Origin of the sequence: Nocardiopsis deserti (assembly GCF_008638355.1) — a bacterium.
GTDB classification, from domain to species: domain Bacteria; phylum Actinomycetota; class Actinomycetes; order Streptosporangiales; family Streptosporangiaceae; genus Nocardiopsis; species Nocardiopsis alborubida.
Window position 1 is genome coordinate 73,027 of the sequence record NZ_VWVS01000014.1, and the last position, 21,043, is coordinate 94,069.

General features: G+C 70.8%; 18 protein-coding genes, 2 pseudogenes and 3 CRISPR repeat arrays. Of the genes and pseudogenes, 12 read left to right on the top strand and 8 right to left on the bottom strand.

What is annotated here, in order from left to right:
* Nucleotides 1-7 precede the first annotated feature (7 nt).
* The 5 genes from cas7e to cas2e are packed head-to-tail and all read left to right on the top strand — an operon-like array spanning nucleotide 8 to nucleotide 3,961.
* Entirely contained in the window at nucleotides 8-1,195 is a 1,188-nt protein-coding gene (gene cas7e / locus FYW99_RS18855; RefSeq protein ID WP_150253351.1) for a type I-E CRISPR-associated protein Cas7/Cse4/CasC, read from the top strand.
* Nucleotides 1,192-1,920 carry a type I-E CRISPR-associated protein Cas5/CasD gene (gene cas5e / locus FYW99_RS18860; RefSeq protein ID WP_150253352.1) on the top strand — a complete coding sequence of 243 codons (729 nt, stop codon included), beginning with the start codon at nucleotides 1,192-1,194 and terminating at the stop codon, nucleotides 1,918-1,920. Before cas7e ends, cas5e begins: the two co-directional genes overlap by 4 nt.
* Nucleotides 1,920-2,639: a type I-E CRISPR-associated protein Cas6/Cse3/CasE gene (gene cas6e, locus FYW99_RS18865; protein ID WP_150253353.1), complete on the top strand. Its 720-nt coding sequence runs from the start codon at nucleotides 1,920-1,922 to the stop codon at nucleotides 2,637-2,639. The genes cas5e and cas6e overlap by 1 nt, the downstream gene beginning before the upstream one ends.
* A 3-nt stretch (nucleotides 2,640-2,642) precedes the next feature.
* Nucleotides 2,643-3,614 carry a type I-E CRISPR-associated endonuclease Cas1e gene (cas1e, locus tag FYW99_RS18870; RefSeq protein ID WP_150253354.1) on the top strand — a complete coding sequence of 324 codons (972 nt, stop codon included), beginning with the start codon at nucleotides 2,643-2,645 and terminating at the stop codon, nucleotides 3,612-3,614.
* Complete coding sequence (gene cas2e / locus FYW99_RS18875; protein ID WP_061080063.1) at nucleotides 3,611-3,961, top strand: type I-E CRISPR-associated endoribonuclease Cas2e; 351 nt, start codon at nucleotides 3,611-3,613, stop codon at nucleotides 3,959-3,961. The genes cas1e and cas2e overlap by 4 nt, the downstream gene beginning before the upstream one ends.
* A 100-nt stretch (nucleotides 3,962-4,061) precedes the next feature.
* Nucleotides 4,062-4,578: a CRISPR direct-repeat array (repeat unit 29 nt; unit sequence GTGCTCCCCGCGCACGCGGGGATGGTCCC).
* A gap of 239 nt (nucleotides 4,579-4,817) precedes the next feature.
* On the opposite strand, the gene FYW99_RS18880 is transcribed toward cas2e, so the two are convergent.
* From FYW99_RS18880 to FYW99_RS18890, 3 genes are read right to left on the bottom strand one after another with little or no spacing between them, the layout of a single operon-like run.
* Nucleotides 4,818-6,209: an amidase gene (locus FYW99_RS18880; RefSeq protein WP_150253355.1), complete on the bottom strand. Its 1,392-nt coding sequence runs from the start codon at nucleotides 6,207-6,209 to the stop codon at nucleotides 4,818-4,820.
* A 6-nt stretch (nucleotides 6,210-6,215) separates the two neighbouring features.
* Nucleotides 6,216-6,398 carry a hypothetical protein gene (locus tag FYW99_RS18885; RefSeq protein WP_150253356.1) on the bottom strand — a complete coding sequence of 61 codons (183 nt, stop codon included), beginning with the start codon at nucleotides 6,396-6,398 and terminating at the stop codon, nucleotides 6,216-6,218.
* 6 nt (nucleotides 6,399-6,404) lie between these two features.
* On the bottom strand, nucleotides 6,405-7,619 hold the full coding sequence (locus FYW99_RS18890; protein ID WP_150253357.1) for an MFS transporter: 1,215 nt from the start codon (nucleotides 7,617-7,619) through the stop codon (nucleotides 6,405-6,407).
* A gap of 92 nt (nucleotides 7,620-7,711) precedes the next feature.
* Between FYW99_RS18890 and FYW99_RS18895 the strand changes: the two genes are divergently transcribed.
* From FYW99_RS18895 to FYW99_RS18910, 4 genes and pseudogenes are all read left to right on the top strand, one after another.
* A complete protein-coding gene (locus tag FYW99_RS18895) occupies nucleotides 7,712-8,275 on the top strand; it encodes a TetR/AcrR family transcriptional regulator (RefSeq protein WP_150253358.1) in 564 nt (187 codons plus the stop codon).
* Nucleotides 8,276-8,375: 100 nt separating this feature from the next.
* Nucleotides 8,376-8,771 (top strand): annotated as a pseudogene (locus tag FYW99_RS18900) (IS982 family transposase); the annotation flags it as partial.
* Between the two features lie 81 nt (nucleotides 8,772-8,852).
* Nucleotides 8,853-9,092, top strand: a pseudogene (locus tag FYW99_RS18905) (ATP-binding protein); the annotation flags it as partial.
* A 123-nt stretch (nucleotides 9,093-9,215) separates the two neighbouring features.
* Entirely contained in the window at nucleotides 9,216-9,542 is a 327-nt protein-coding gene (locus FYW99_RS18910) for a hypothetical protein (RefSeq protein WP_317847002.1), read from the top strand.
* 147 nt (nucleotides 9,543-9,689) lie between these two features.
* Nucleotides 9,690-10,389: direct repeats of the CRISPR family, unit length 29 nt; unit sequence GTGCTCCCCGCGCACGCGGGGATGGTCCC.
* Nucleotides 10,390-10,418: 29 nt separating this feature from the next.
* Here the strand turns inward: FYW99_RS18910 and FYW99_RS18915 are convergent.
* The 5 genes from FYW99_RS18915 to FYW99_RS18940 all read right to left on the bottom strand — a co-directional run bounded on the left by FYW99_RS18915 (nucleotide 10,419) and on the right by FYW99_RS18940 (nucleotide 17,640).
* Entirely contained in the window at nucleotides 10,419-11,321 is a 903-nt protein-coding gene (locus FYW99_RS18915) for a MerR family transcriptional regulator (RefSeq protein WP_150253360.1), read from the bottom strand.
* A 181-nt stretch (nucleotides 11,322-11,502) separates the two neighbouring features.
* Entirely contained in the window at nucleotides 11,503-11,859 is a 357-nt protein-coding gene (locus FYW99_RS32415; RefSeq protein WP_223839269.1) for a transposase, read from the bottom strand.
* 211 nt (nucleotides 11,860-12,070) lie between these two features.
* A CRISPR array of direct repeats spans nucleotides 12,071-12,771; the repeat unit is 29 nt; unit sequence GTGCTCCCCGCGCACGCGGGGATGGTCCC.
* A 30-nt stretch (nucleotides 12,772-12,801) separates the two neighbouring features.
* On the bottom strand, nucleotides 12,802-14,400 hold the full coding sequence (locus tag FYW99_RS18930; RefSeq protein WP_150253562.1) for a serine/threonine-protein kinase: 1,599 nt from the start codon (nucleotides 14,398-14,400) through the stop codon (nucleotides 12,802-12,804).
* Between the two features lie 208 nt (nucleotides 14,401-14,608).
* Nucleotides 14,609-16,435 carry a serine/threonine-protein kinase gene (locus tag FYW99_RS18935; protein WP_150253361.1) on the bottom strand — a complete coding sequence of 609 codons (1,827 nt, stop codon included), beginning with the start codon at nucleotides 16,433-16,435 and terminating at the stop codon, nucleotides 14,609-14,611.
* A 356-nt stretch (nucleotides 16,436-16,791) separates the two neighbouring features.
* The gene (locus FYW99_RS18940) at nucleotides 16,792-17,640 is read right to left on the bottom strand and encodes a hypothetical protein (RefSeq protein ID WP_150253362.1); all 849 of its coding nucleotides are present in this window, start codon (nucleotides 17,638-17,640) and stop codon (nucleotides 16,792-16,794) included.
* Nucleotides 17,641-17,934: 294 nt separating this feature from the next.
* Between FYW99_RS18940 and FYW99_RS32420 the strand changes: the two genes are divergently transcribed.
* The 3 genes from FYW99_RS32420 to FYW99_RS18955 all read left to right on the top strand — a co-directional run bounded on the left by FYW99_RS32420 (nucleotide 17,935) and on the right by FYW99_RS18955 (nucleotide 20,895).
* A complete protein-coding gene (locus FYW99_RS32420; RefSeq protein ID WP_223839218.1) occupies nucleotides 17,935-18,234 on the top strand; it encodes a hypothetical protein in 300 nt (99 codons plus the stop codon).
* Nucleotides 18,235-18,358: 124 nt separating this feature from the next.
* A complete protein-coding gene (locus FYW99_RS18950) occupies nucleotides 18,359-20,191 on the top strand; it encodes an outer membrane protein assembly factor BamB family protein (protein WP_150253363.1) in 1,833 nt (610 codons plus the stop codon).
* Nucleotides 20,192-20,421: 230 nt separating this feature from the next.
* Nucleotides 20,422-20,895, top strand: a complete 474-nt coding sequence (locus FYW99_RS18955) for a tyrosine-type recombinase/integrase (RefSeq protein ID WP_150253364.1) — start codon at nucleotides 20,422-20,424, stop codon at nucleotides 20,893-20,895.
* Nucleotides 20,896-21,043 lie beyond the last annotated feature (148 nt).

Below are 21,043 nucleotides of genomic sequence, written 5' to 3' on the forward strand. Positions count from 1 at the left end.
ACACACCATGAGCCGCACCATCCTCGACGTGCACGTGTTGCAGACCGTGCCGCCCAGCAACCTCAACCGCGACGACACCGGCGCCCCCAAGACGGCCGTCTACGGCGGTGTCCGCCGGTCCCGGGTCTCCAGCCAGGCCTGGAAGCGCGCCACCCGCCTGGCCTTCGACGCCCTGCTCGACCCGCAGGAGCTGGGCACCCGCACCAAGCGCGTTGCCGAGCTGGTCGCCTCACGCATCCGCGAACTGGACTCCTCCATCGAGGAGGCCGAGGCGCTGGCCCTGGCCGCCGAGACCGTCCAGGTCGCCACCGGCTCCAAGATCGAGGTGCCCAAGCGCAAGGCCGACGCCGCCAAGAAGAACGGCACCAGGGAACCCGCCCCCGAGTCCGCCTACCTGATGTTCCTCAGCGCCCGCCAGCGCGACGGCCTCGCCGCACTCGCCGTGGAGGGCCGCGAGGACATCAGGGCCTTCCTCAAGGAGAAGGAGAACAAGGCGCGCGCCAAGGCGGTCGCCGACACCCGCCACTCGGTGGACATCGCCCTGTTCGGCCGCATGGTCGCCGACGGCGCCGACGTCAACGTGGACGCCGCCGCCCAGGTCGCGCACGCCCTCAGCGTGCACGCCGTGGAGAACGAGTCCGACTACTACACGGCCGTGGACGACCAGAACCCCGAGGAGGAGACCGGCGCGGGCATGATCGGCACCGTCGAGTTCAACTCCGCCACCCTGTACCGCTACGCCGCCGTGGACGTGGACCTGCTCCGCAGGAACCTGGGGGAGGGGCTGCGCGAGGACGAACCGGTCACCGAACCGCTGCGCCGGGCCGTGGAGGCGTTCGTGCGCGGGTTCGTGGAGTCGATGCCCACCGGCAAGGTCAACACCTTCGGCAACCACACCCTGCCCGACGCGGTCGTGGTCAAGCTGCGGGGCGCGCGCCCGATCAGCTTCGTGGGGGCCTTCGAGGAGCCGGTGGAGGCGGGCTCGGGGCACGTCGCCCAGGCCAGCGCGCGCCTGGCCGAGTACGTGCCGCAGGTGGAGCGGGCGTTCGGGGCGGCCGACGACGTCGACACCTGGGTGGTGCGGGTGGGGGAGCGCACCGCCAAGCTCTCCGGCCTGGGCGAGGAGGTCACCCTCCCCGAACTGGTCGAGCGGGTCGGCGCGGCCGTCGCCCAGCGCCAGGCGCCGCGGGCATGAGTGCGGTGAGCGTCCTGCCCCTGGTGCTGGCGGGCCCGCTCCAGGCCTGGGGTTCCGCCTCCCGGTTCGCCCGCCGGGGCACGGAGAACGCCCCCACCAAGAGCGGCGTGCTCGGGCTGCTCGCCGCCGCCCTGGGCCGGGAGCGCGCCGCCGACCTGTCCGACCTGGCCGCCCTGCGCTTCGGCGTGCGGGTGGACCAGCCCGGAGTCCGCGTGCGCGACTACCAGACCGCCAAACACCTGGTCACGGACACCTCCATGCCGGTGTCGGAGCGCTTCTACCTGTCCGACGCCGTGTTCGTCGCGGCGGTGGAGGGGCCCGAGGGCCTGGTCGCGGAGCTGTACCAGGCGGTCCGCGAACCCGTCTACCTGCCCTACCTCGGCAGGCGCTCGTGCCCGCCCTCCCGCCCTGTCGACCTGGGCGAACCCGTGGCGGGCACCGTCGAGGAGGCGCTGCGCGACCAGCCCTGGCAGGCGGCCCACTGGTACCAGCGGCGCACGGGGCGGCGCCAGGGCGCACAGATCCCGCTGACCACACTGGTGGACGCGGCGCCCGGGGACGGTCGGGCGGACTCGCTGCGCGACCTGCCGCTGAGTTTCGATCCGGCGCACCGCCGCTACGCCCTGCGCGCGGTGCACGCTGACTCGGTCGGCGTGCCGAACCCGTTCGCGCGGCGCCAGCCGGTCCCCGACCACGACCCCACGGCCGCCCTGGGAGGAAGCTGATGTACCTCACCCGATTCCGGTTCAACACCCACCGCCCCGGAGCGAGGAAGCTGCTGTCCTCGCCGCAGGCCGTGCACGCGGCCGTGATGGGCTCCTACGCGAACCTGCTGCCCAGCGACACGGACGGCCCACGGGTGCTGTGGCGGGTGGACCGCAACGCCCGAGCCGAGGTGTTCCTGTACGTGGTGGGCCCGACCCGGCCCGACCTGACCCACGTGGTGGAACAGGCCGGGTGGCCGACCGATCCCGCGAACACGTGGCAGACGCACGAGTACACGGGGTTCCTGAAGAGGCTGGAGGCCGGACAGACGTGGGCGTTCCGGCTCACCGCCAACCCCGTGCACAGCATCCGCCGAAAGGACGGAGAGCCCACCAAGCTCACCGCGCACGTCACACCGCGCCACCAGGCGGGGTGGCTGCTCCAGCGCCAGGAGCGGTGCGGCTTCGAGGTCGTGCGCAAGTCCGCTGACCAGCAGCTCCTCCCGGGGCAGGACGAGCACGAACTGGTCGTGCACGATCGCGACGCGCGCGGCTTCGACAAGGCGGACCCGCGCCCGGACCGGCGGGGCAGGCGGATGAAGGTGCCCGTGGTCACCGCGACCTTCGACGGCAGGCTGACCGTCACCGACCCCGACGCGTTGCGCCGCACGCTGTGCGCCGGACTGGGCCGGGCCAAGGCCTACGGCTGCGGGCTGATGACCCTGGCGCCGGTGGGCTGAGTCGTGGGGACCGTGGGAAAGCGCAGGACCTCGGGGCCGCGCGAACTGACGAGGGTGGGCGACCGGCTGTCGTTCCTGTACCTGGAGCGGTGCATCGTGCACCGCGACTCCAACGCCATCACCGCCGAGGACGGGGACGGGACGCGCTACCTGCCGTCCGCGACCATCGGCACGCTGCTGCTGGGGCCGGGAACGAACGTGACCCACTCGGCGATGAGCCTGCTCGGCGAGTGCGGGGCCACGGTGGTGTGGGTGGGGGAGCACGGGGTGCGCTACTACGCGGCCGGGCGCGCGCTGACGCGGTCCTCCCGGTTGGTGGAGGCGCAGGCGACGGCGTGGGCGAACCGGCGGAGCAGGCTCGACGTGGCGCGGGCGATGTACCGGATGCGCTTCCCGGACCTGGACGTGGAGGCGCTGAGCCGTCAGGCGCTGCTGGGAAAGGAGGGCGACCGGGTCAAGGCGTGCTACCGGGAGCAGGCGGCGCGCACCGGTGTGACCTGGCGCGGGCGGCGGTACGTGCCGGGCGACCACGACGTCTCGGACGCGCCGAACAAGGCGATCACCGCGGCGGCGCAGTGCTTCTACGGGGTCGCGCACGCGGTGACGGCCGCGCTCGGGTGCAGCCCGGGGCTGGGGTTCGTGCACTCGGGGCACGAGCGCGGGTTCGTGATGGACGTGGCCGATCTGTACAAGGTGGAGATCGGTATCCCCGTGGCCTTCGACGCGGCGGCGCAGGGGGACGAGGACGTGGACGGGGTGACGCGCAGGCTGCTGCGGGACCGGATCAACGAGGAGGGGCTGCTGGAGCGGTGTGTGAGCGACATCAAGAAGCTGTTGCTCGGTGAGGGGTCGGTTGGGGCTCAGGGCGAGGCCGAGGGTGCGGGCGACGACGTGGCGGACACGGTCGGCCTGGTGGGCGACCGGGGTGAGCTGCTGGAGTCGGGTTACAGCTATGCCGACGAGGTGGTCTGGTGACGGTCGTCGTGCTCACGAACTGTCCGGCCGGGCTGCGCGGGTTCCTGACCCGATGGCTCATGGAGATCTCGGCGGGGGTGTTCATCGGCAACCCGTCGCGCCGGATCCGGGAGGCGCTGTGGGCGGAGGTGAAGGAGTACGCGGGGAACGGAAGGGCGTTGCTGGCGTACAGCGATGACTCCGAGCAGGGGTTCACCTTCCAGACCTTCGAGCACCACTGGGAGCCGGTGGACCACGAGGGGCTCACCCTGATGCACCGACCCAAGAAGGTGCAGGAGGAGAACAGGAGGCCTCCGAAGAGCGGGTGGAGCAAGGCCTCGAAGAGGCGGCGCTTTGGTGGTCGGTGAGTCGTTTTGGGTGCTTTGGTGGCTTGTGGTGCGCGTGTCCGTCTCTGAAGAAGTTGGAAAAACAGCTGCTTGCCACTGGTAAGTTCGCAGGTCGTTGACTGTGCTCCCCGCGCACGCGGGGATGGTCCCCCAGCATCTCGTCAATGGAGGCGATGTCGAGTGTGCTCCCCGCGCACGCGGGGATGGTCCTCACGGGTATTGAAGTACGGGCGAAGTACAGAAGTGCTCCCCGCGCACGCGGGGATGGTCCCGGCCACGTCCTCGCCCTCCAGCCAGAGGCGTCGTGCTCCCCGCGCACGCGGGGATGGTCCCCCTCATCCCCTACGAATGACGTGTGTGGCCCCGTGCTCCCCGCGCACGCGGGGATGGTCCCCAGTGGTTGCTCGGGAGGGGATAGGGCGGCGGGTGCTCCCCGCACACGCGGGGATGGTCCCCGGGAATCCCCAAATCCCCGGGGCCTGGTCTAGTGCTCCCCGCGCACGCGGGGATGGTCCCGAGACGTGTGCAACCACGTAGGCCACGTGTCTGTGCTCCCCGCGCACGCAGGGATGGTCCTGAGGAGCTCGCCGCCCGCATTCGGAGCGATTAGTGCTCCCCGCGCACGCGGGGATGGACCAAGACCAGACGGGGAGAGAACGTCATGAGCGTGATGCCCACGGAACCTGGAAGCGGTCCCGGAGTCAGGCACGACCTCAGCGGATACGTGCTCGTTCCTGCAAGAGGTCCGTGCTCAGTCATCATCGTCGCGCTCATCGGCGCCATCGGTGACACCATGCGCGCCGTGCAGGAGTTCAGTAGCTGCATCGCAGTGCTGATGATCTGCATGGCCATGGGCCCGGTGCTGTGGCTGAGGAGGTCAGAGCGGGGCCAAGGCGCCGGCACCGCCGCGCGCGCTCTCGTAGGCGGAGCCGACGCGCACGAGGGTCGCCTCCCCGAGCGGTCGCCCGATGAGCTGGAGGCCGAACGGCAACCCCCCGGAATCCGGGCTGGTCGGTACCGTCAGGGCGGGCAGGCCGGTGAGGTTGGCCGGTGCGCACAGCCTGACATGGGCGTCGGAGACCGTTTCGACACTCGTGTCCGGCCAGTACAGGTGTTCCTGGCCGACCGGTACCGCAGCGATCGGAACGGTGGGCGCGGCTATCACGTCCACCTTCTCCAGCAGCTGTGCCCAGGCAGACCTCATCAGGGTGCGCACCCGCTGCGCTCGCAGGTACTCGGTAGCGGGGACGAGTTCCCCCGCTTCCAGCAGGACGCGCACGTCGGGTCCGTAGGACTCCGGGGACCTCCACAGGGTGTCCTGGTGGTAGGCGGCAGCCTCGGGAACCATGATCCCCCACTGGGCCGCGTGCACGGATTCGGCCAGCGGGACCTCGACGTCGACGAGTTCGGCGCCCAGCCCGGCCAGCGTCTCGACGGCCGAGCGCACCGCTTTCTCCACTCCGGGTTCGACCCTGTCGAAGAAGTAGTTCTGGGGCACTCCTACCCGCAGTCCGGCCAGGTCCGTGCCGATGTCTCGGGTACGGTCCTCGACCGGCACCCGCAGTGTCGCCGGGTCCCTGGGGTCGTGTCCGACGACGGCGTCGAGGACGAGTGCCGCGTCCTCGACCGTGCGGGTGATCGGCCCGACGTGGTCCAGGGTCCACGACAGCGGTATCGCGCCGTGCCGGGACACCAGACCGTGGGTGGGCTTGAGCCCGACCACACCGCACAGAGCGGCTGGGATGCGGATGGAGCCGCCGGTGTCGCTACCGATAGCGGCGATGGTACTACCGGAGGCCACCGCCGCCGCCGACCCACCGCTGGAGCCGCCCGCGACGCGATCGGTGGCCCAGGGGTTGCGCGTGGCGGGGGTGATGGTGCCGTAGGCGAACTCGTGGGTGTGCGTCTTGCCCACCAGTACGGCACCCGCCTCCTTGAGCGCGGCCACTACCGCGCTGTCGGCGTCGGGGACCCGGTTCGCGTGGACACGTGATCCGGCGGCGGTACGGGTCCCGGCGGTGTCGAAGATGTCCTTGACCGCGATGGGAACGCCGTGGAGCGGGCCGCGGCGCTCGCCCGCGGCGATCTCGGCCTGGGCGCGCTCCGCGGCGCGCATGGCGACCTCGGGCGTGGGGGTGGCGAACGCCGAGACCTCCTCGTCCACGTGCGCGGCGCGAGCGAGGACGGACTCGGTGAGTTCGACCGGTGAGAGTTCCTTCGCCGCGATCGCGCGGGAGGCGTCGGCGAGTGTGAGTTCGTAGGGGTGCATGCTGTCCTACTCCTTGTTGTGGACGAAGGCGGGGGGCGTCTCTCCGAGGTCGACGTGGCGCAGCGCGGAGGTCACGGAGAGTATGCCGTTGAGTACCGCGGCGATTGGTGCTGCGCGGTCGGGCGTCAGGGGCGGGCGGGTCCTGCTCGCGAGCAGGACGACGTCGTCGGGTGTGTAGGGCTCGGGCACGTGTGGTCAACTCCTTGGCGTGGCACGGTGGACGATGAACGTGCCGACGGCCGCCAGTGCCGCGAGCGCGATCAGTGCGGCTCCGTAGTAGCTGGTCACGGTGATCAGGGAAAGGGCGTCGACGGCGATGCCCGCGGTGATGGCGGGTAGGCACATCGCCAGGTAGCTCAAGAGGTAGAAGGACGACATGAGTCCCGCCCGCTCGTGAGGGGCGGCCAGCGGGACCACGGTGCGCACCGCGCCCTGGAACCCCGCTCCGAAACCGATTCCGGCCACCGCCGTCCCGGTGAAGAAGGCGGCGCTCAGGCCCAGGTGTGCGCCTGCCAGAGTGATGGCGATCCCCGTCGCCAGGGCCGTCGCGCCGATGAGCATGACTCTGGTGGCCGGAGCGGAACGCAGGATCAGCACCGCGGCGGCCCCGCTGATGGTGAGCGTGAAGACGGCGGCCCCCGCGGTCAGGGGCGCGGTCGAGCCGGTCACGGCACGGGTGAGTGAGGGCCCCAACGAGAGGTAGAAACCGCCGAGAGCCCAGACCGCGATGTCGATGGGAGCGGCCACGAGCATGGCGCGCCGGGCCTGTTCGGGGACGCCGATCGCCGGACGCAGCGAGGCCAGGGCTCCGGGCCTGCGGGGGGCCGTTTCGGCCAGGGCCCGGATCCCGACCGCTTGCGCCAGTAGGAGCACGATGAACACGACATAGACCAGGCGCATCGGTTCGGGGGCGTACTGCACCAGGGCTCCCGAGCCCAGGGCTCCCGCAGCCATACCCGCAACCGGGGCGACGCTGTTGATCAGGGGCCCGCGCGCAGGAGAGGTGTCGAGCAGGCTCGCGCCGAGCGCGCCCGTGGCGATCCCGGTCGCCAGGCCCTGGACGACGCGTGCGGTGATCAGTGCACCGGGACCGTCCGCGACGAGGAACACGGCCATGGAGGCCGTTTCGAGGGCGATGGCTCCCAGGACGACCGGGCGTCGGCCCACATGGTCGGAGAGACGGCCAACCAGAAGCAGTGCCGCGAGCAGCGCCAGGGCGTAGACCCCGAAGACGAAGGTCAGCGTGCTGGAGGGCAGTCCCCAGGTGTCCTGGTAGAGGGCGTACAGCGGAGTGGGCGCGCTGGAAGCGGCCAGGAAGGTGATCAGAACTGCTGCTTGCAGGGCCATCGAGCGGCGGGAACGCCGCACGGCACCGGAGATCGGCGGTGGACGCATCGTGGTGACTGACATGGCTCCTCCAGAGGGCTAACGCAAAAAGTTTGCTTTAAAGACAGTAGCCACACGTCACTGCTAAAGCAAATATTGTGCGTTAAGATGGAAGCATGAGTCCGAGCCAGGGGATCCGCACCGGCGGTCGCAGCGCACGCGTCCAGCAGTCGGTACACACAGCCGTCCGAGACCTGCTCACCGAGCACGGACGCGCCGAGCTGAGCGTGCCGCTTGTCGCTCAGCGCGCCGGAGTGACCCCTTCGACCGTCTACCGACGATGGGGAGACCTCCAGGCCCTGCTCTCCGATGTCGCGGTCGAACGCCTGCGCCCCGAGGCCCCGCCCGAGGACACCGGCGCCCTGGAGTCCGACCTCAGGGCATGGGCACTCCAGTTCCTGGAGGAGATGTCCTCCTCTCCCGGCCGCGGATACATCCGCGACGTCCTCTCCAGCGACGGCGACTCGACGCACGCGGGCCAGTGCGCCGAGTACACCCGCGAACGGATCGGCGTCATCCTGGAACGCGCGACCGAGCGCGGCGAGCCGGTCCCCGACGCCGAATCGGTGGTCGACCACGTGGTCGCGCCCATGATGTACCGGATTCTGTTCTTCGCGTCGCCCCCCACTCCGGAGTGGGTCGAGGGCCTGCTCCGCGAACTCCTGGCAGACGGTCCGTGATGAGAACGCACCGCCTCGGCGAACACGTGCGCTCTCCTGGATGAGCAATTCCCAGGGGTGCGTGGTTCGAGCATGAGGCGAGGGAGCCCGTGGTCATGTTGTGACGCAAGACCTGGACTCCCTCGCCCGTGCACTCTACGCCGGGACCGAACGCCTCCTGAAACACCGCCCGGACCTGGCCCCCTGGCGGCCAGAGGTCGGCTTCCGACCCCGCCTGTCCGACACCGAACTGGTCACGCCGGCCCTGACGCAGGCCCTGCTCGGCCACGCCAGTGAGGCACGGTGGCTGCGCTATACCCGCACCCACCTGTCCGACCAGTTCCCCTGCCTGCCTCAACAGCCCGGCTACGACAAACGTCTGCGCAAAGTCCCCACCCTGATCCGCCACCCGGCCACCGACACCGCCACCTGGACTGACGACGCGCGGGCGGCGGACTCCACCCCCGTGGAGCGCGCTCGCTCCCGCGAGACCGTCAAACGCTCCGACCTGGCCGGATGAGCCTCTTATGGGTAATGCGCCTCCCACTCCCGCTACTTCCGCACGCGGGGATGGTCCCCGAGCGCGAACGGGCCGCCCCTGCGCCTGACCTGCCGCGATCAGGGCTCCCGCGAGGGCAGGAAGGCCGCTCTTGGTCAGCGCTCTCACCTGGCACCCAAGCCCAAGGGGCTGGACCTGGCTGCTGAGTCCGGGCGCGGTCTGGCCATGGTCGATGCCTTCGCTTCCTCCTGGGGCGACAACGGCATCTGCGACTACCGCCAGTTGTGGTTCTTCCTGGCCTACGACCTGACCGACAGCCTCTGGAACACCCAGCAGTAGGCATCGCGCCTCAGACGCGAAACGGGCCCAGAAAGCGCGCCAACGCTTTCCGGGCCCTCAGATCCCAAAATCCACACACTTCCACATGTTCAGAAAGCAGGATCAGTGACGCATCCTATCCCCGTGCCCCGGCCTTCCAACGACCTGCTGCACCGACCGCTGCCGCCGCTGCCCAAGCGCAGTCCGCTGATCGGTCCGTTCTGCCCGGCCTGTGAGCACCCCTCGTGCCGTCGGTGTCGGGCCGCGCACCTGCCCCGCCTGGGCGGACACCGCTCCGAGTTCGTCCGCGAGCACGTCCGCGCGGCAGTTCTCCAGAGGCATCACCCGCACCTGCTCATCTGGTTTGGTGAGCAGACTCTGTCCTACTGGGTGGCCTCGCCTGTCGGACTGACTGAGGTTTCCGAATCCGAGGTGCTGTTGCTCCTCGCGGAGCCGGTTTCCGTGAACTGAGGGGTTACCGGCAGGGGCGTGATGCGCTCCTGCCGGTATTCTGCGGACATGGTCTTCCCAGGGCTGAGCGCGTCGTCCGTTTTGTCTGTTTCTGAAGAAGTTGGAAAAACGGCTGCTTGCCACTGGTAAGTTCGCAGGTCGTTGACTGTGCTCCCCGCGCACGCGGGGATGGTCCCACGCTGGCTACAGGATGTCTTCGCCTCGCTGCGTGCTCCCCGCGCACGCGGGGATGGTCCCTTCAACGCGATTCTGGCCGACGGCACGGTCGTGTGCTCCCCGCGCACGCGGGGATGGTCCCCACAGCCGCCTCGTGGAAGCGCTGTGCCTGGCGTGCTCCCCGCGCACGCGGGGATGGTCCCGTGCCCCTCATGTACACGAGCCCGTCGACCGTGTGCTCCCCGCGCACGCGGGGATGGTCCCGTGCCCCTCATGTACACGAGCCCGTCGACCGTGTGCTCCCCGCGCACGCGGGGATGGTCCTCGTGACCGTATTCGTGGCCTCGGCCAGACCTGGTGCTCCCCGCGCACGCGGGGATGGTCCCCGCCGGTATCTCCTACCAGCCGGGCCAGGATGGTGCTCCCCGCGCACGCGGGGATGGTCCCTCACTTCCTCGTTTCCCCCGGTCTACCGTGGTGTGCTCCCCGCGCACGCGGGGATGGTCCCGAAGAGTCAAGGGCGGGCGTCGCGGTCTGCGCGTGCTCCCCGCGCACGCGGGGATGGTCCCCCGGCCGCGCGGACCATGTACTGGAGGGCGCGGTGCTCCCCGCGCACGCGGGGATGGTCCCAGCTCCACCAGCGCGGCGCGGTTGTCCTCATAGTGCTCCCCGCGTACGCGGGGATGGTCCCGGCCTCTAGGTTCGCTTCTGAGCCGTGTTTCAGGTAGCGGGTGAGTCCTGGACGGACAGTTCTATGGACAGTTCCATGCAGCGTTGGCGGGCCGGGGAGAAGTCGTAGGGCATCTTGCTGATGGCTTTGACCATGCTCATGGAGCCTTCCTCCCGCTTGCCGGGGATGAAGTTGCCCTCGTCATCGGTGGGAGGGGGGTGCAAAATGTCCCAGGCGTCGAAGAGGGCCTCGTCCTCCTTATCCAGGCCGGACTCCTCGATGACGGCCTGCAGAGCGTTTTCGAAGGCGTGCCGTTCGGCGGCCACGTGAGCCACCCGTGGATCATCGACGGCGACACTGTCGTCGAGTGCCTCCTCGGCGTCATCGATGCGGTCGGAGTCCTCCCGCAGGGTGGGATGCGTGGCCAGGGCGATGAAGCGGGTGGCCTGGACGGCTGCGCCGAGCGGGCCGAAGATCCGCTCAGTGACCAGCAGAGTGTCCAGGTCCGCCTGCCGCAGGGAGCCCTCGGGCAGGTTCTTGAGACGGTCGGTGACGAAGTCGGAGAGCAGGCCCATCCGGCTGCCCTCGGTGCGCATCCGCTGCACGGCTGTCCGTTGCCGCCCCAGTTCCGCCTCCTGCTCGGCGAGGGTTTCCTCCAACCGCTCCAGGATGCCCGAGATACCGTCTCCGCTGCCGGCGCCGGTGGAAGCCGTGCCGGTGGTGAAGGCGTCACGGATGTCGTTCAGGGCGATACCGGCGTCGGCCATCCTGAGAACCCACAGCAGGCGGATCATGTCCTCGTACCCGTAGCGGCGGCGGCCGTCACTGCCCCGCTCAGGCTCGGGGAGCAGCCCGATCTCGTGGTAGTGGCGAATCGCCCGTGGCGTGGTGCCGGCGAAGGCCGCCGCGTCACCGATCTTGACCTGGCGGGGTGGCATGAAGGACGAGTACACGAGCAGGGGCCTTTCCTCAAGGGACCGGGACGTAGGTCCACCGAACCACATGCCGTTACGGAAGGTGCAACCCCATACGCACCGCCCCGCGCCAATGCCAGGAAACGCGCCCTTCCTCCGTAACGACCGCAGGCACATCCTCTCTCCTGCTGGGGCGTTCGCACGACGGCAGGCTGAGGGTTCACAGCCACTGACGAATCGCCGCGACCTGAACCGTCGCCTCGGACCGAACCGCAAGTTTGTCGAACCGGGTCGCTGCGGCCCGGTGCTGCTTGAGACGGCTGATCCCGCATTCGACCGCGTGCTGGGCCTTGTGCCGGGCCTTCAGGCTCACTTTGGCGGTCGCGGGGTTGCCGGGGCGAGGCCGGATGGGTGCGGTGGCGGGCGCTGAGCGTGCGTCGTCGTCAGTGCGGATCCAGTTGCGCAGTGTCTCACGGTCGATACCGAGCTCGTCGGCGATGTGAACGATCGTCACGCCGGGACGGGACCAGTACAGGGCGGCGGCGTCGGCTTTGAACTCGGGTGGGTGGTGCTTCATGGTCACGGGGTGGACTTTCCCTCGTGTTTCCAGAGCCGGAGATGCCCACTACCCGGGGGAACGTCCGAGGGATTACCGGCAGGGGCATGCTGCGTGCCGGTATTCTGCGGCCATGGACTTCCCAGGACTGAGTGCGTTGCCCGTTTTGTCTGTTTCTTGGGAAGTTGGAAAAACGGCTGCTTGCCACTGGTAAGTTCGCAGGTCGTTGACTGTGCTCCCCGCGCACGCGGGGATGGTCCCTCGACTGGGAAGCCCGCCGCATCGGCAAGGAGGTGCTCCCCGCGCACGCGGGGATGGTCCCGTCGGCATGGTCGTGCTGAGGCTCCGCACCTAGTGCTCCCCGCGCACGCGGGGATGGTCCCGAGTAGGCCGCCCATGACGAAGGGCAGGCCGAGTGCTCCCCGCGCACGCGGGGATGGTCCACGAATCTCAAGGGCCTCGCGCGCGTCCTGCGTGGTGCTCCCCGCGCACGCGGGGATGGTCCCGCGGCGAGCAGGTCCCTGTGGGTGTCGATCTGGTGCTCCCCGCGCACGCGGGGATGGTCCCAGTGACACGCGCCCGATGGTGTCGACAAACTCGTGCTCCCCGCGCACGCGGGGATGGTCCCCCCAGCATCGGCAACGGCCAGCTCATCGGCCGGTGCTCCCCGCGCACGCGGGGATGGTCCCCGGTCAGACCGGCCTGGAACGTCCAGGTGGTCGTGCTCCCCGCGCACGCGGGGATGGTCCCGACCGCCTGACCGAGCTGGCCGACGTGTCCAGGTGCTCCCCGCGCACGCGGGGATGGTCCCTACACCCGCCGCGCTTGCGTTCACGCCGTGAAGTGCTCCCCGCGCACGCGGGGATGGTCCCGTCCGGCGGAGCGACAGGAAGTGGTCGAACACGTGCTCCCCGCGTACGCGGGGATAGGCCTTGGGAGCACGGCTGATGCCCTCCCAAGGCCTCAGGGGCAGGACTCGTAATCCACGGACACGCTTCCGGCTGCGGCGTCGTAGCACTGGCTGACCGGCGGTATCCCGGAGACACCCGGCACGAAGTCGGGGTCTCCGAAGGTGAGCGGACCCCGTTCGGGAGCACCCGGGAAGGTGAGGACGAGCCTGTCGCCGACCGAGGCCGGTCCGGGAGCCTCCTCCGGCTCGATCGGGCCCTCAGGAGTGGGAACCGTGAACAGCTCAGGCACGGAGACGCCGTGGCCCTCGACCAGGTTCCCGACGAGCACGGTGAAGCGCACCCCCTCGGGGACCTCCTCCACGGAGTTCACGGAGAGGTGGAAGAGCGTCTCGTACGAGTCGGGGGTGGCCTGGAAGGTCGGCATGCCGTTCGGCGAGGTGATCACCTCCGCCAGCCATTCGGCGTTGGTGCCGAAGGGCGTCGGCTCCGGCATCACCCATTCCGTGTCGAGTCCCTCCGTACCTTCCTCTTCCGAACCCCTTTCCTCCTGAGCCCCTCCCGCCCCTGAACCCTCTTCCGTCCCCTCCGCGGCTGCACCCTCCCCGGTCCCCCCGGTCTCACCGCCGTCTGGCGAGAGCACTTGGGCCGCCAGGAACCCACCGCCCACCGTGCCCAGCAGCAGGACGGCGGCGCCAGTCGCCACCAGGGCCTTGGGCACCCGGCGAGGCGGAGCGGGCGGCTGCACGGCACGCACACCCCGCCACTCCCGGTCCAGGAGGGCCCCCACCGCGTTCGACAGCCCTGACCCGTCCAGCGGAACGTCCTGCTTCCGCCGCCCCCGCCCCTGGCCCAGAGCGACCAAGGCGTGGGCGGCCTGGGCCGCCGTGGGGCGCTGGCGCGGGTCAGGATCCAACGCGGCGGTCACCAGTGGCAGCAGTGGTCCGGGCACTCCGGCCAGGTCCGGCGGCTGGTCGAGCTCCCGAGAGGGGAGAGAGTCCGTGGAACCCGAACCGAAGGGCGCACGTCCGGTAGCGGCGTAGGCCACCAGAGCGCCCCAGGCGAACAGGTCGGCGGGCGGCGCGGCCGACGCCCCGCGCAGTACCTCCGGGGCGATCCATCCGGGGGTGCCCACCAGACCGCCGGTTCGGGTCAGCGCGGTTTCGTCGACGGCGCGGGCGATACCGAAGTCCAGCACCTTGGGGCCCTCGGGGGCGAGCATGACGTTGCCGGGTTTGAGGTCGCGGTGCACGATCCCGGCCGTGTGCACGGCGTTCAGGGCCTCGGCGACCCCGGCGGCCAGCCCGAGGAGAAGGTGGGGCGGGAGTGGCCCGTGCTGTCTGACGTGCGCGGACAACGACAACCCGGGCACGAACTCGGTGACCAGCCACGGCCCGTGCGCGTCCTGGCCGGAGCCCAGGAACTCCGGGACCGACCGGCTGCGGACCCGGCTGAGGAGGCGGATCTCGCGGGTGAACCGGGCATGGAAGTCCGGATCCTCGGTGAGCTCCTCCCGGATGACCTTGACCGCCGCGTAGCCGCTCCGTGCGCGCCCGCCGGGACACAGCCCCGCGTACACGGTGCCCATGCCGCCGGTGCCGACCCTGCCGACGATGCGGAACCCGCCCAGGGTCTCGGGGTCGTCCGGACGCAGCGGAGCGAACCCGGGATGCGTCCCCGGCCTCGGCCCGGGGTGGGAGCCCGGTCCCGAACCCGGTCCCGAACCCGGTGCTGTCCCTGGCTCCGTCCCCGGTGCTGGTCCTCTTTTCGGACGCGGGCCCGAACCTGGCGCCGGACCCGAGCCGGTGGGTCCCCCGTCGCGTGGGTGTGATCCGCCGGGCCCCGGGCCGTGGTCGCGGTGCTCACTCACTCGGGCGCTCCTCCGGGCAGGGCACGAACTCCTCGTCGGTCATGTCGACCGGCGGGTACGGGTGCCAGTTCATGTAACACGCGTAGGCGCCGCGCGCGGTGTCTGCGTTCCCGCCGAGCGCCGTGGGGGCGGGCAGGTAGGCGAGAAGCCCGCTCTCGGGCGCCTCCGGGAAACGCACTTCGAACTCCGCGCTGGGCGTCTCCCGGCTGACGGTGGCCAGCACCTCGTCGGGAACCGCGACGTGGGCGGGCCGTCCATCGGCGGTGGGGTCCCGGGGGAGCGGGTCCAGCCCCTCGCCGACCTCAAGGAGGGTGATGTCGCCCGATCTCAGCGTGAACTCACCGGTGTCCGCCACGTACTCGACCTCGCCGAACACCATGATCCCGGTCTGGGCGGCGGTGTCGGAGTAGACGGTCTCCACCCGGACGGTCGCCACCGCGTACTCGGCGCGTTCGACACCTTCGGGCAGAGCAGGGTTGACCCCGTCGAACCCGGGGGTGATCCCGAGTCCTCCGGAGCCGTCCGCGTGCACGGTGAACAGCCCGTTCCCGGAGATCTCCACCGCGATCTCGCCGCCAGCGCCAGCGTTCGAGACCTCGCCCGAACCCTCTCCGGGGCCGTCCCCGTTCCCACCGCTCCCGCGGCCGGACCCTTCCGTTCCCCCGGCGGCATCGGTTCTGTCAGCACCCGAGCCGGTGCCGCCCGGGCCGAACCGGACGCCCAGGAACCAGCCGCCTCCGGTCACCAGCAGCACGGCGGCGGCCGCCGCCGCGACCAGCGTCCAGCGGCGCTTCCCCGGCTCCCGCGCGGCCGCCCGGTCCGAGGGCTGGCCGGTTCCCGGAGTTGGGGCGAGGGGGCGGGGCGGGGTGATCATGGTGGGCGGCGGCGGTGCCTCCCAGCCGTCCCGGAGCACCCGGGTGACCAGGGCGGTCGCCTCTTCCGCCGGACTCGTGCCGCCGATGCCCGTGAGCTGCGCCCCGAGCAGCTCGGACAGTGCCTGATCCACGGTCGGCCGCCGTGCGGGGTCGCCCCCGGTGGCGGCGGTGACCAGCGGCATCAGGTCATCGGGGATCCCGGCCAGGTCCGGTTGGCCGTCCAGTACCCGCACCGCCACGGTCTCGGCGGAACCGGTCCCGAACGGGTTTCTTCCGGTGGCGGCGAAGGCGACCAGGGCGCCCCAGGCGAACACGTCGGCCGCCGGGCTCGGCTGGCCACCGCGCAGCAGCTCCGGGGCCACCCAGCCGGGAGTGCCGAACAGCCCTCCGGTGCGGGTGATGGCGGTCTCCGCGAGGGCGCGGGCGATGCCGAAGTCGAGGACCTTGGGGCCGTCCGCCGCGAGTACCACGTTGCCGGGTTTGAGGTCGCGGTGCACGATCCCGGCCGTGTGGATCGCCCGCAGCGCCTCGCTCACCCCGGTGGCGAAGGCCCGCAGGCTGGTGCCGGTCAGCGGGCCGTGTTCGCGCACGTGCTGGCGCAGGGTGGGCCCGGCGACGTACTCGGTGGCCAGCCAGGGTTGGGCGGCGTCGGTGTCGCTGTCCAGGAAACGCGGCACGCAGGCACTGGACACACGCCGGACGAGGTCGGCCTCGCGGCGGAACCGGGCACGGAAGTCGGGATCGGCGGCGAGGTCACCGTGGACGAGCTTGATCGCCACCACGCCGCCGGAGGCGCCCCGACCGGCGTAGACGGTGCCCATACCGCCCGCGCCGAGGCGGCCCACGGTCCGGTATCCGCCGACGGATTCGGGGTCGCGGGGCCGTAGGGGTTGGAAGGTCTGGGCGGACCGGGAGGGGTGGGAGGGCGGTTCAGGAGAGGTCACGTGCGCTCCGAGTGCCGCAGGGGGGTTCAGGATCGCAGGTGGTGGGACACATGCGGTCGGTTCTGACCATAACCGGTCACGTCGACGGCGGGCCGGGCCGCCTCACCGATCGTCCGTGGCGCCTGCGACCCGGGGGCGCGGGCCGGACGCACAGCACCCCCCGAAGGGCAGGGGTGCGGTTCGGGGGCGCTGTGCGTGTGCGGCTGTCGCAGGAACGGCCCGGATGGTCAGTGCTGTGTGCCGCCGGACGCGCCACCGCCGGGCGGGGCCCACATGGAGCCCTGCGGCGTTGCCGTGAGCGGGCCTGTTCGGGGCCTTCGCGGAGGTTCGGGCTGAGTCCCGGGCTGAGTCCCGGGCTAAGGGATCGGACCCGGCTGCGGGCCGGAGCCGGCGGGCTGCGGCGCGCCGAAGGTCTGCATCCGCTCCCGGACCAGCCGGGTGCGGTGCGAGGCGCGCCGGACCCCGGTGACGATGAGGACGACCACCCCGGCGATGAAGCTCAACGGGCCGAGGACGACCAGGGCCAGGACACCGGTAACGAGCTTGGCCTCGGAGGACGCGGTCTGTTCGAGCGTGCCGATCCCGTAGGTGCCCGAGTGGATGTCGTCGCAGCGAAGGACGTACTCACCGGGTTCGGGTGTGGACAGCTCGGCGGTGAGCCGCCAGCTGTCGTAGGCCGTGCCGCTGTAGGAGTGCGGCGCCGTGTCCAGGTTGTCGTTCCCGGATCCGGGGCCCGCGGGTGTGTCGAGTTCGCAGGCGAAACGGTTGGCGTCGCCCTCGACGTACAGTCCCCAGTAGCCCTCCTGCCCCTCCTCGACCTGGAAGGTGGCGCTGCTACCGCCCTCGAACTCGGCGATGAACTCGGGCTCCGCGGTCGCGGAGAGGAGAAGGCCGAGGAAGACGAGGAAGGAGGTCAGCGCGCCGGTCGGGATGGTGAGCCCACCGATCCAGTACCAGCGTGCGCGGGGACGCAGTTCCTTCCCGTCGATGGCGGGCACGGGCGGGGGCGGGACCTGCGGGTACTGGAACTGGGCCTGAGGGTACGGAGCCTGCGGGTACGGCTCCTGGGGGTCCACGGGGGCCTGCGCGTAGGGGGTCTGGGGGTACGGATACGGGGTGCCGGGGGCGGGCTGAGGAGCCTGGTTCGCCTGTGCGGGGGGTGCGTTCCGGGTGGGCTCGTGTGGCGGGGGAGAGGGAAGCGGCATGGCTGACATTTTGTCAGTCGTGCGTAGCTGCCGGTGACAGGATTCCAGCTCCAGCGCTGGGACGTTCAGAAACGAGAGTGCGAAGCAGCGGCGCCGAACACTGCAACGGGGTGATGACCGTCTTCCTGCGCTCCAAGTGCGGCACTCCGATCACACCGGAGCTGGACGAACTCGCCACCGTGCCCGAGGTCGTAGACCCGAGCACGATCGGGACAAGGACACGCGCCGGGCGCCTTCCACCGTGCCGCGTGGCCACTATGCGATCGCCCCCGAGCCCTGGGGCCTCCCTGCGTCGTGCAGGACGACCAGCACAACCCCGAGCCCGCGCAGTCGCGCGGGCCCGTGGTCCGTCGGGAGGAGGGCTTCGTCATCTCGGCGGGCACCAGGCGCACCGTGCTGGTGTACCCCGACGATGTCGATCTTCAGCCCCTGCCCAGGGGGAAGAGCAGCACCGGGTGCTGTGGGCCTGTCGGTAATGAGGGGCTCAACCGGGCCTGCGCCTGCGGTACTCCCGTCGCGACGCTGGCGGCCGACTGTTTCGGGCTTTACGAACTGCACCTGGGCCCTGTCCGGATCTACGCGTTCTCCCCGTGAACCCCGGTGCGCGGTCAGAGCGTCACGGGGCGGTCCAGCACCCGCCCGCGGCGAGCGCCCTGGCCCCGGTCCCTAGACTGCCTGGGCCGGATACGGCCGGACCAGGACAAGGGGTGGGACAGCGGTGGGACGACGTGTGGGGGACGTGCTCGGCTGGAGCGGGGTCACGGTGCTCGTGGGCGCCCTGATCCTGACCACGCCCCACGTCTCGAACTTCAGCGAGCAGGCCGCGCCGGGCAGCCAGGGCCTGGCGCTCCTGGTCGGCCCGACGCTGCTGCTGGCCGCCGCGGTGCTGGGGTGGGTGTCCCTGACCGCCACCCGCGACCCCGACCGGCTCGCCGCACGCCCGACCCTGGGCAGCGCGCTGGGCCGCGGCGCCGTGGTCCTGGTGGTGCTCGCGGTGGTGTGGGCGGCCTTCCCCACCCATCACCTGCTCGCGACCGTGGACGACGAAGGCTACCGGATGTTCCCGGACTACATCCTGGCCCTGTGGATCGGGGTGTGCCTGGTGGCCCTGGGCACGGCCCTGGTGCTGGGAACGGCCACGGCCCTGCCCTGGCACCGGTGGAAGCGGGTGCTGACCGGGGCGGTGGCGGGCGCCCTGGTCGTGGCGTTGGTCTGGACGCTGGCGCCCGCGGCCCTGACCCGGGCCTTCATGGTCGAGCACACCGTGGCCGACGCGGGCGGGCAGGCGGCGCCGGTCCCGGCCACGATCAGCCGGGTGGGCTGGACCTGGCAGCCCGAGCACATGGTGCTGGGCGTGGAGCGGGGCCCGCGCGGGCCCCTGGTGCGCTACGCCGACGGGTTCGTGGCCCTGGACGGGGCCACCGGCGAGGAGCTGTGGACCTACCGGCTGCCCTTCTCCCGCCATGCGCAGGCCGGGGTGTTCGCGGGTCAGGACCGCTACGCCTACCTGCTGCACGACACCGAGGCCACGTCCGAGCCTGAGCCGCACACGCGCACGCTGGTGGTGCTGGACGCCGCCACTGGTGAAGTGGTGCGCGAGACGCCCATGCCCGCCCTGACCTGGCCGGAGCAGCAGGAGCCCTCCGCGGTGCGTCACCTCACCCCCGACGTGCGCGTCTTCTCCGTCTACGAGGACGGGCGGTCCCTGGTCGTGGCCTACGCCACCGAATCCACCGAACGTCTGTGGGAGGTCGAACTCCAGGACGGGCCCGGCGAGCGCTGGTGCCTGTGGGCTGATGACGACGGGATACGCGGCCACGGCGACCGGGTGCTGGTAGCGCGGCTGTGCCTGGACCAGACGCACATCCCCGAGGAGGATGTGGAATCGACCCTGGCCCGTATGGACGTGCCCGCGGACGCGGTGGAGAGCGTGACCGCGCTGGACGCGGCCACCGGCGAACAGGTGTGGCGCCAGGAGTGGACACCAGACAACCTCTCCTACGTGCGGGTGCCCACCATCGGCGCCGTGCGTGAGGGACACGGGGGCGCGGCGGTGGCCCGCACGCCGGGCGGGGTGTTCGCCGTGGACGACGGCGCTCCCGTATCGGTGCTCCCTCCCGCCCCCAATCCGGTGTATGAGTACGTCCTGGGCGTGGACACCCAGGGCGCGGTGGTGCTGCGCGACCGGAGCGGCGATCAGCCTGACCTGTTGCTGGTCACCGATGCCAGCGGGGAGATTGTCCAGCGCACCGAGGTCGAGGTGGACGCGGACCTGTGGGTGGCGATGGACCAGGCCCGCGCCCTGGGGTCGGTGCTGGCCGTGCCTCACCTGGCCCGAGACGACGCCGACCGTCGGGTCCGCGCTGTCTCCGTCCTGCCGTGGGGGAGCAGCGAGGCGGTCCAGCGAGGTTGGACGCCGATCCTGCTGGAGGGCAGCGAGGACCCTGCGAACGCGGACGACCTGCTGGGCGCTGGCGGGTACAGCGTTCTCCCGGTTCCCGGCGCGGTGGTCGCCCACGTGGAGGACCACCTGTACGGGCTGGTGCCCTAGCGCCTCTCCTGGTGGTTTCGAGTACGCATACTCATGCGGGCGAAAAAGGCGCCGCCCAGACTGAACAGCATGACGAACTCGTGAGCCCCCCGGCAGCTTCCTCTGCCGCCATCCCTGGATCGCGGTCCTGCTGTGGATCGTCGGGGTGGTCGTGGTGGAGGGCGCAGGCCTGGTACTGCTGATGGGGGCGTACATGGGCACGGCCAACGGCGCCCACCCCGCACGGGCCGATGCTGTTCATCGCCCTGTACGCGCTGGGCGCGATGTCCCTGATGCACCTGGTGCTGGTGCTCATGGGCCCCGCCTGCGCCGGGGTGCCAAGGTCGTGGGGCGCTGCTGTTGGTCGTGGTGGCCGTCGCGTTCGCAGCGATCGGCGCATCAGTCAGCCTGGAGCCGGTGTAGCCAGGCCAGAAAACGCAGGTTTGCCCTGCCTGTGGCTCTCGGTCAAGGGCGGAACGCTGACCCAACTAGGTGTGTACCAGATGCTCCGCTGTCGGGCTGCGAAGGCGGGTGTGGGACATGTGCGCCCGCATCGCTTCCGGCACGACTTCTCGCATTGCTACCTGGACAACGGCGGCGGCGAGGGGGGCCTGATGGAGTTCAACGGCTGGGATTCGTGGCAGATGCTGCGCCACTACGGCCGGTCGGCCGCAGCTTCATGCGCGCAGCGTCACTACGACCAGGTCATGGAGCGCTGCGCCTGAGGTCAGGTGTGGGGATGCTGACAGCGGTGGCTGGTGCTGCTGTCAGCGCTTCCGGCAGCGCTCTTTGGAGCTCTTGAGGAATGAGATACCAGTGCGGATTTCGTGTGTTCGTTGTGTGAGGATGGACTTCGGTTGAGCAGAAACCGAG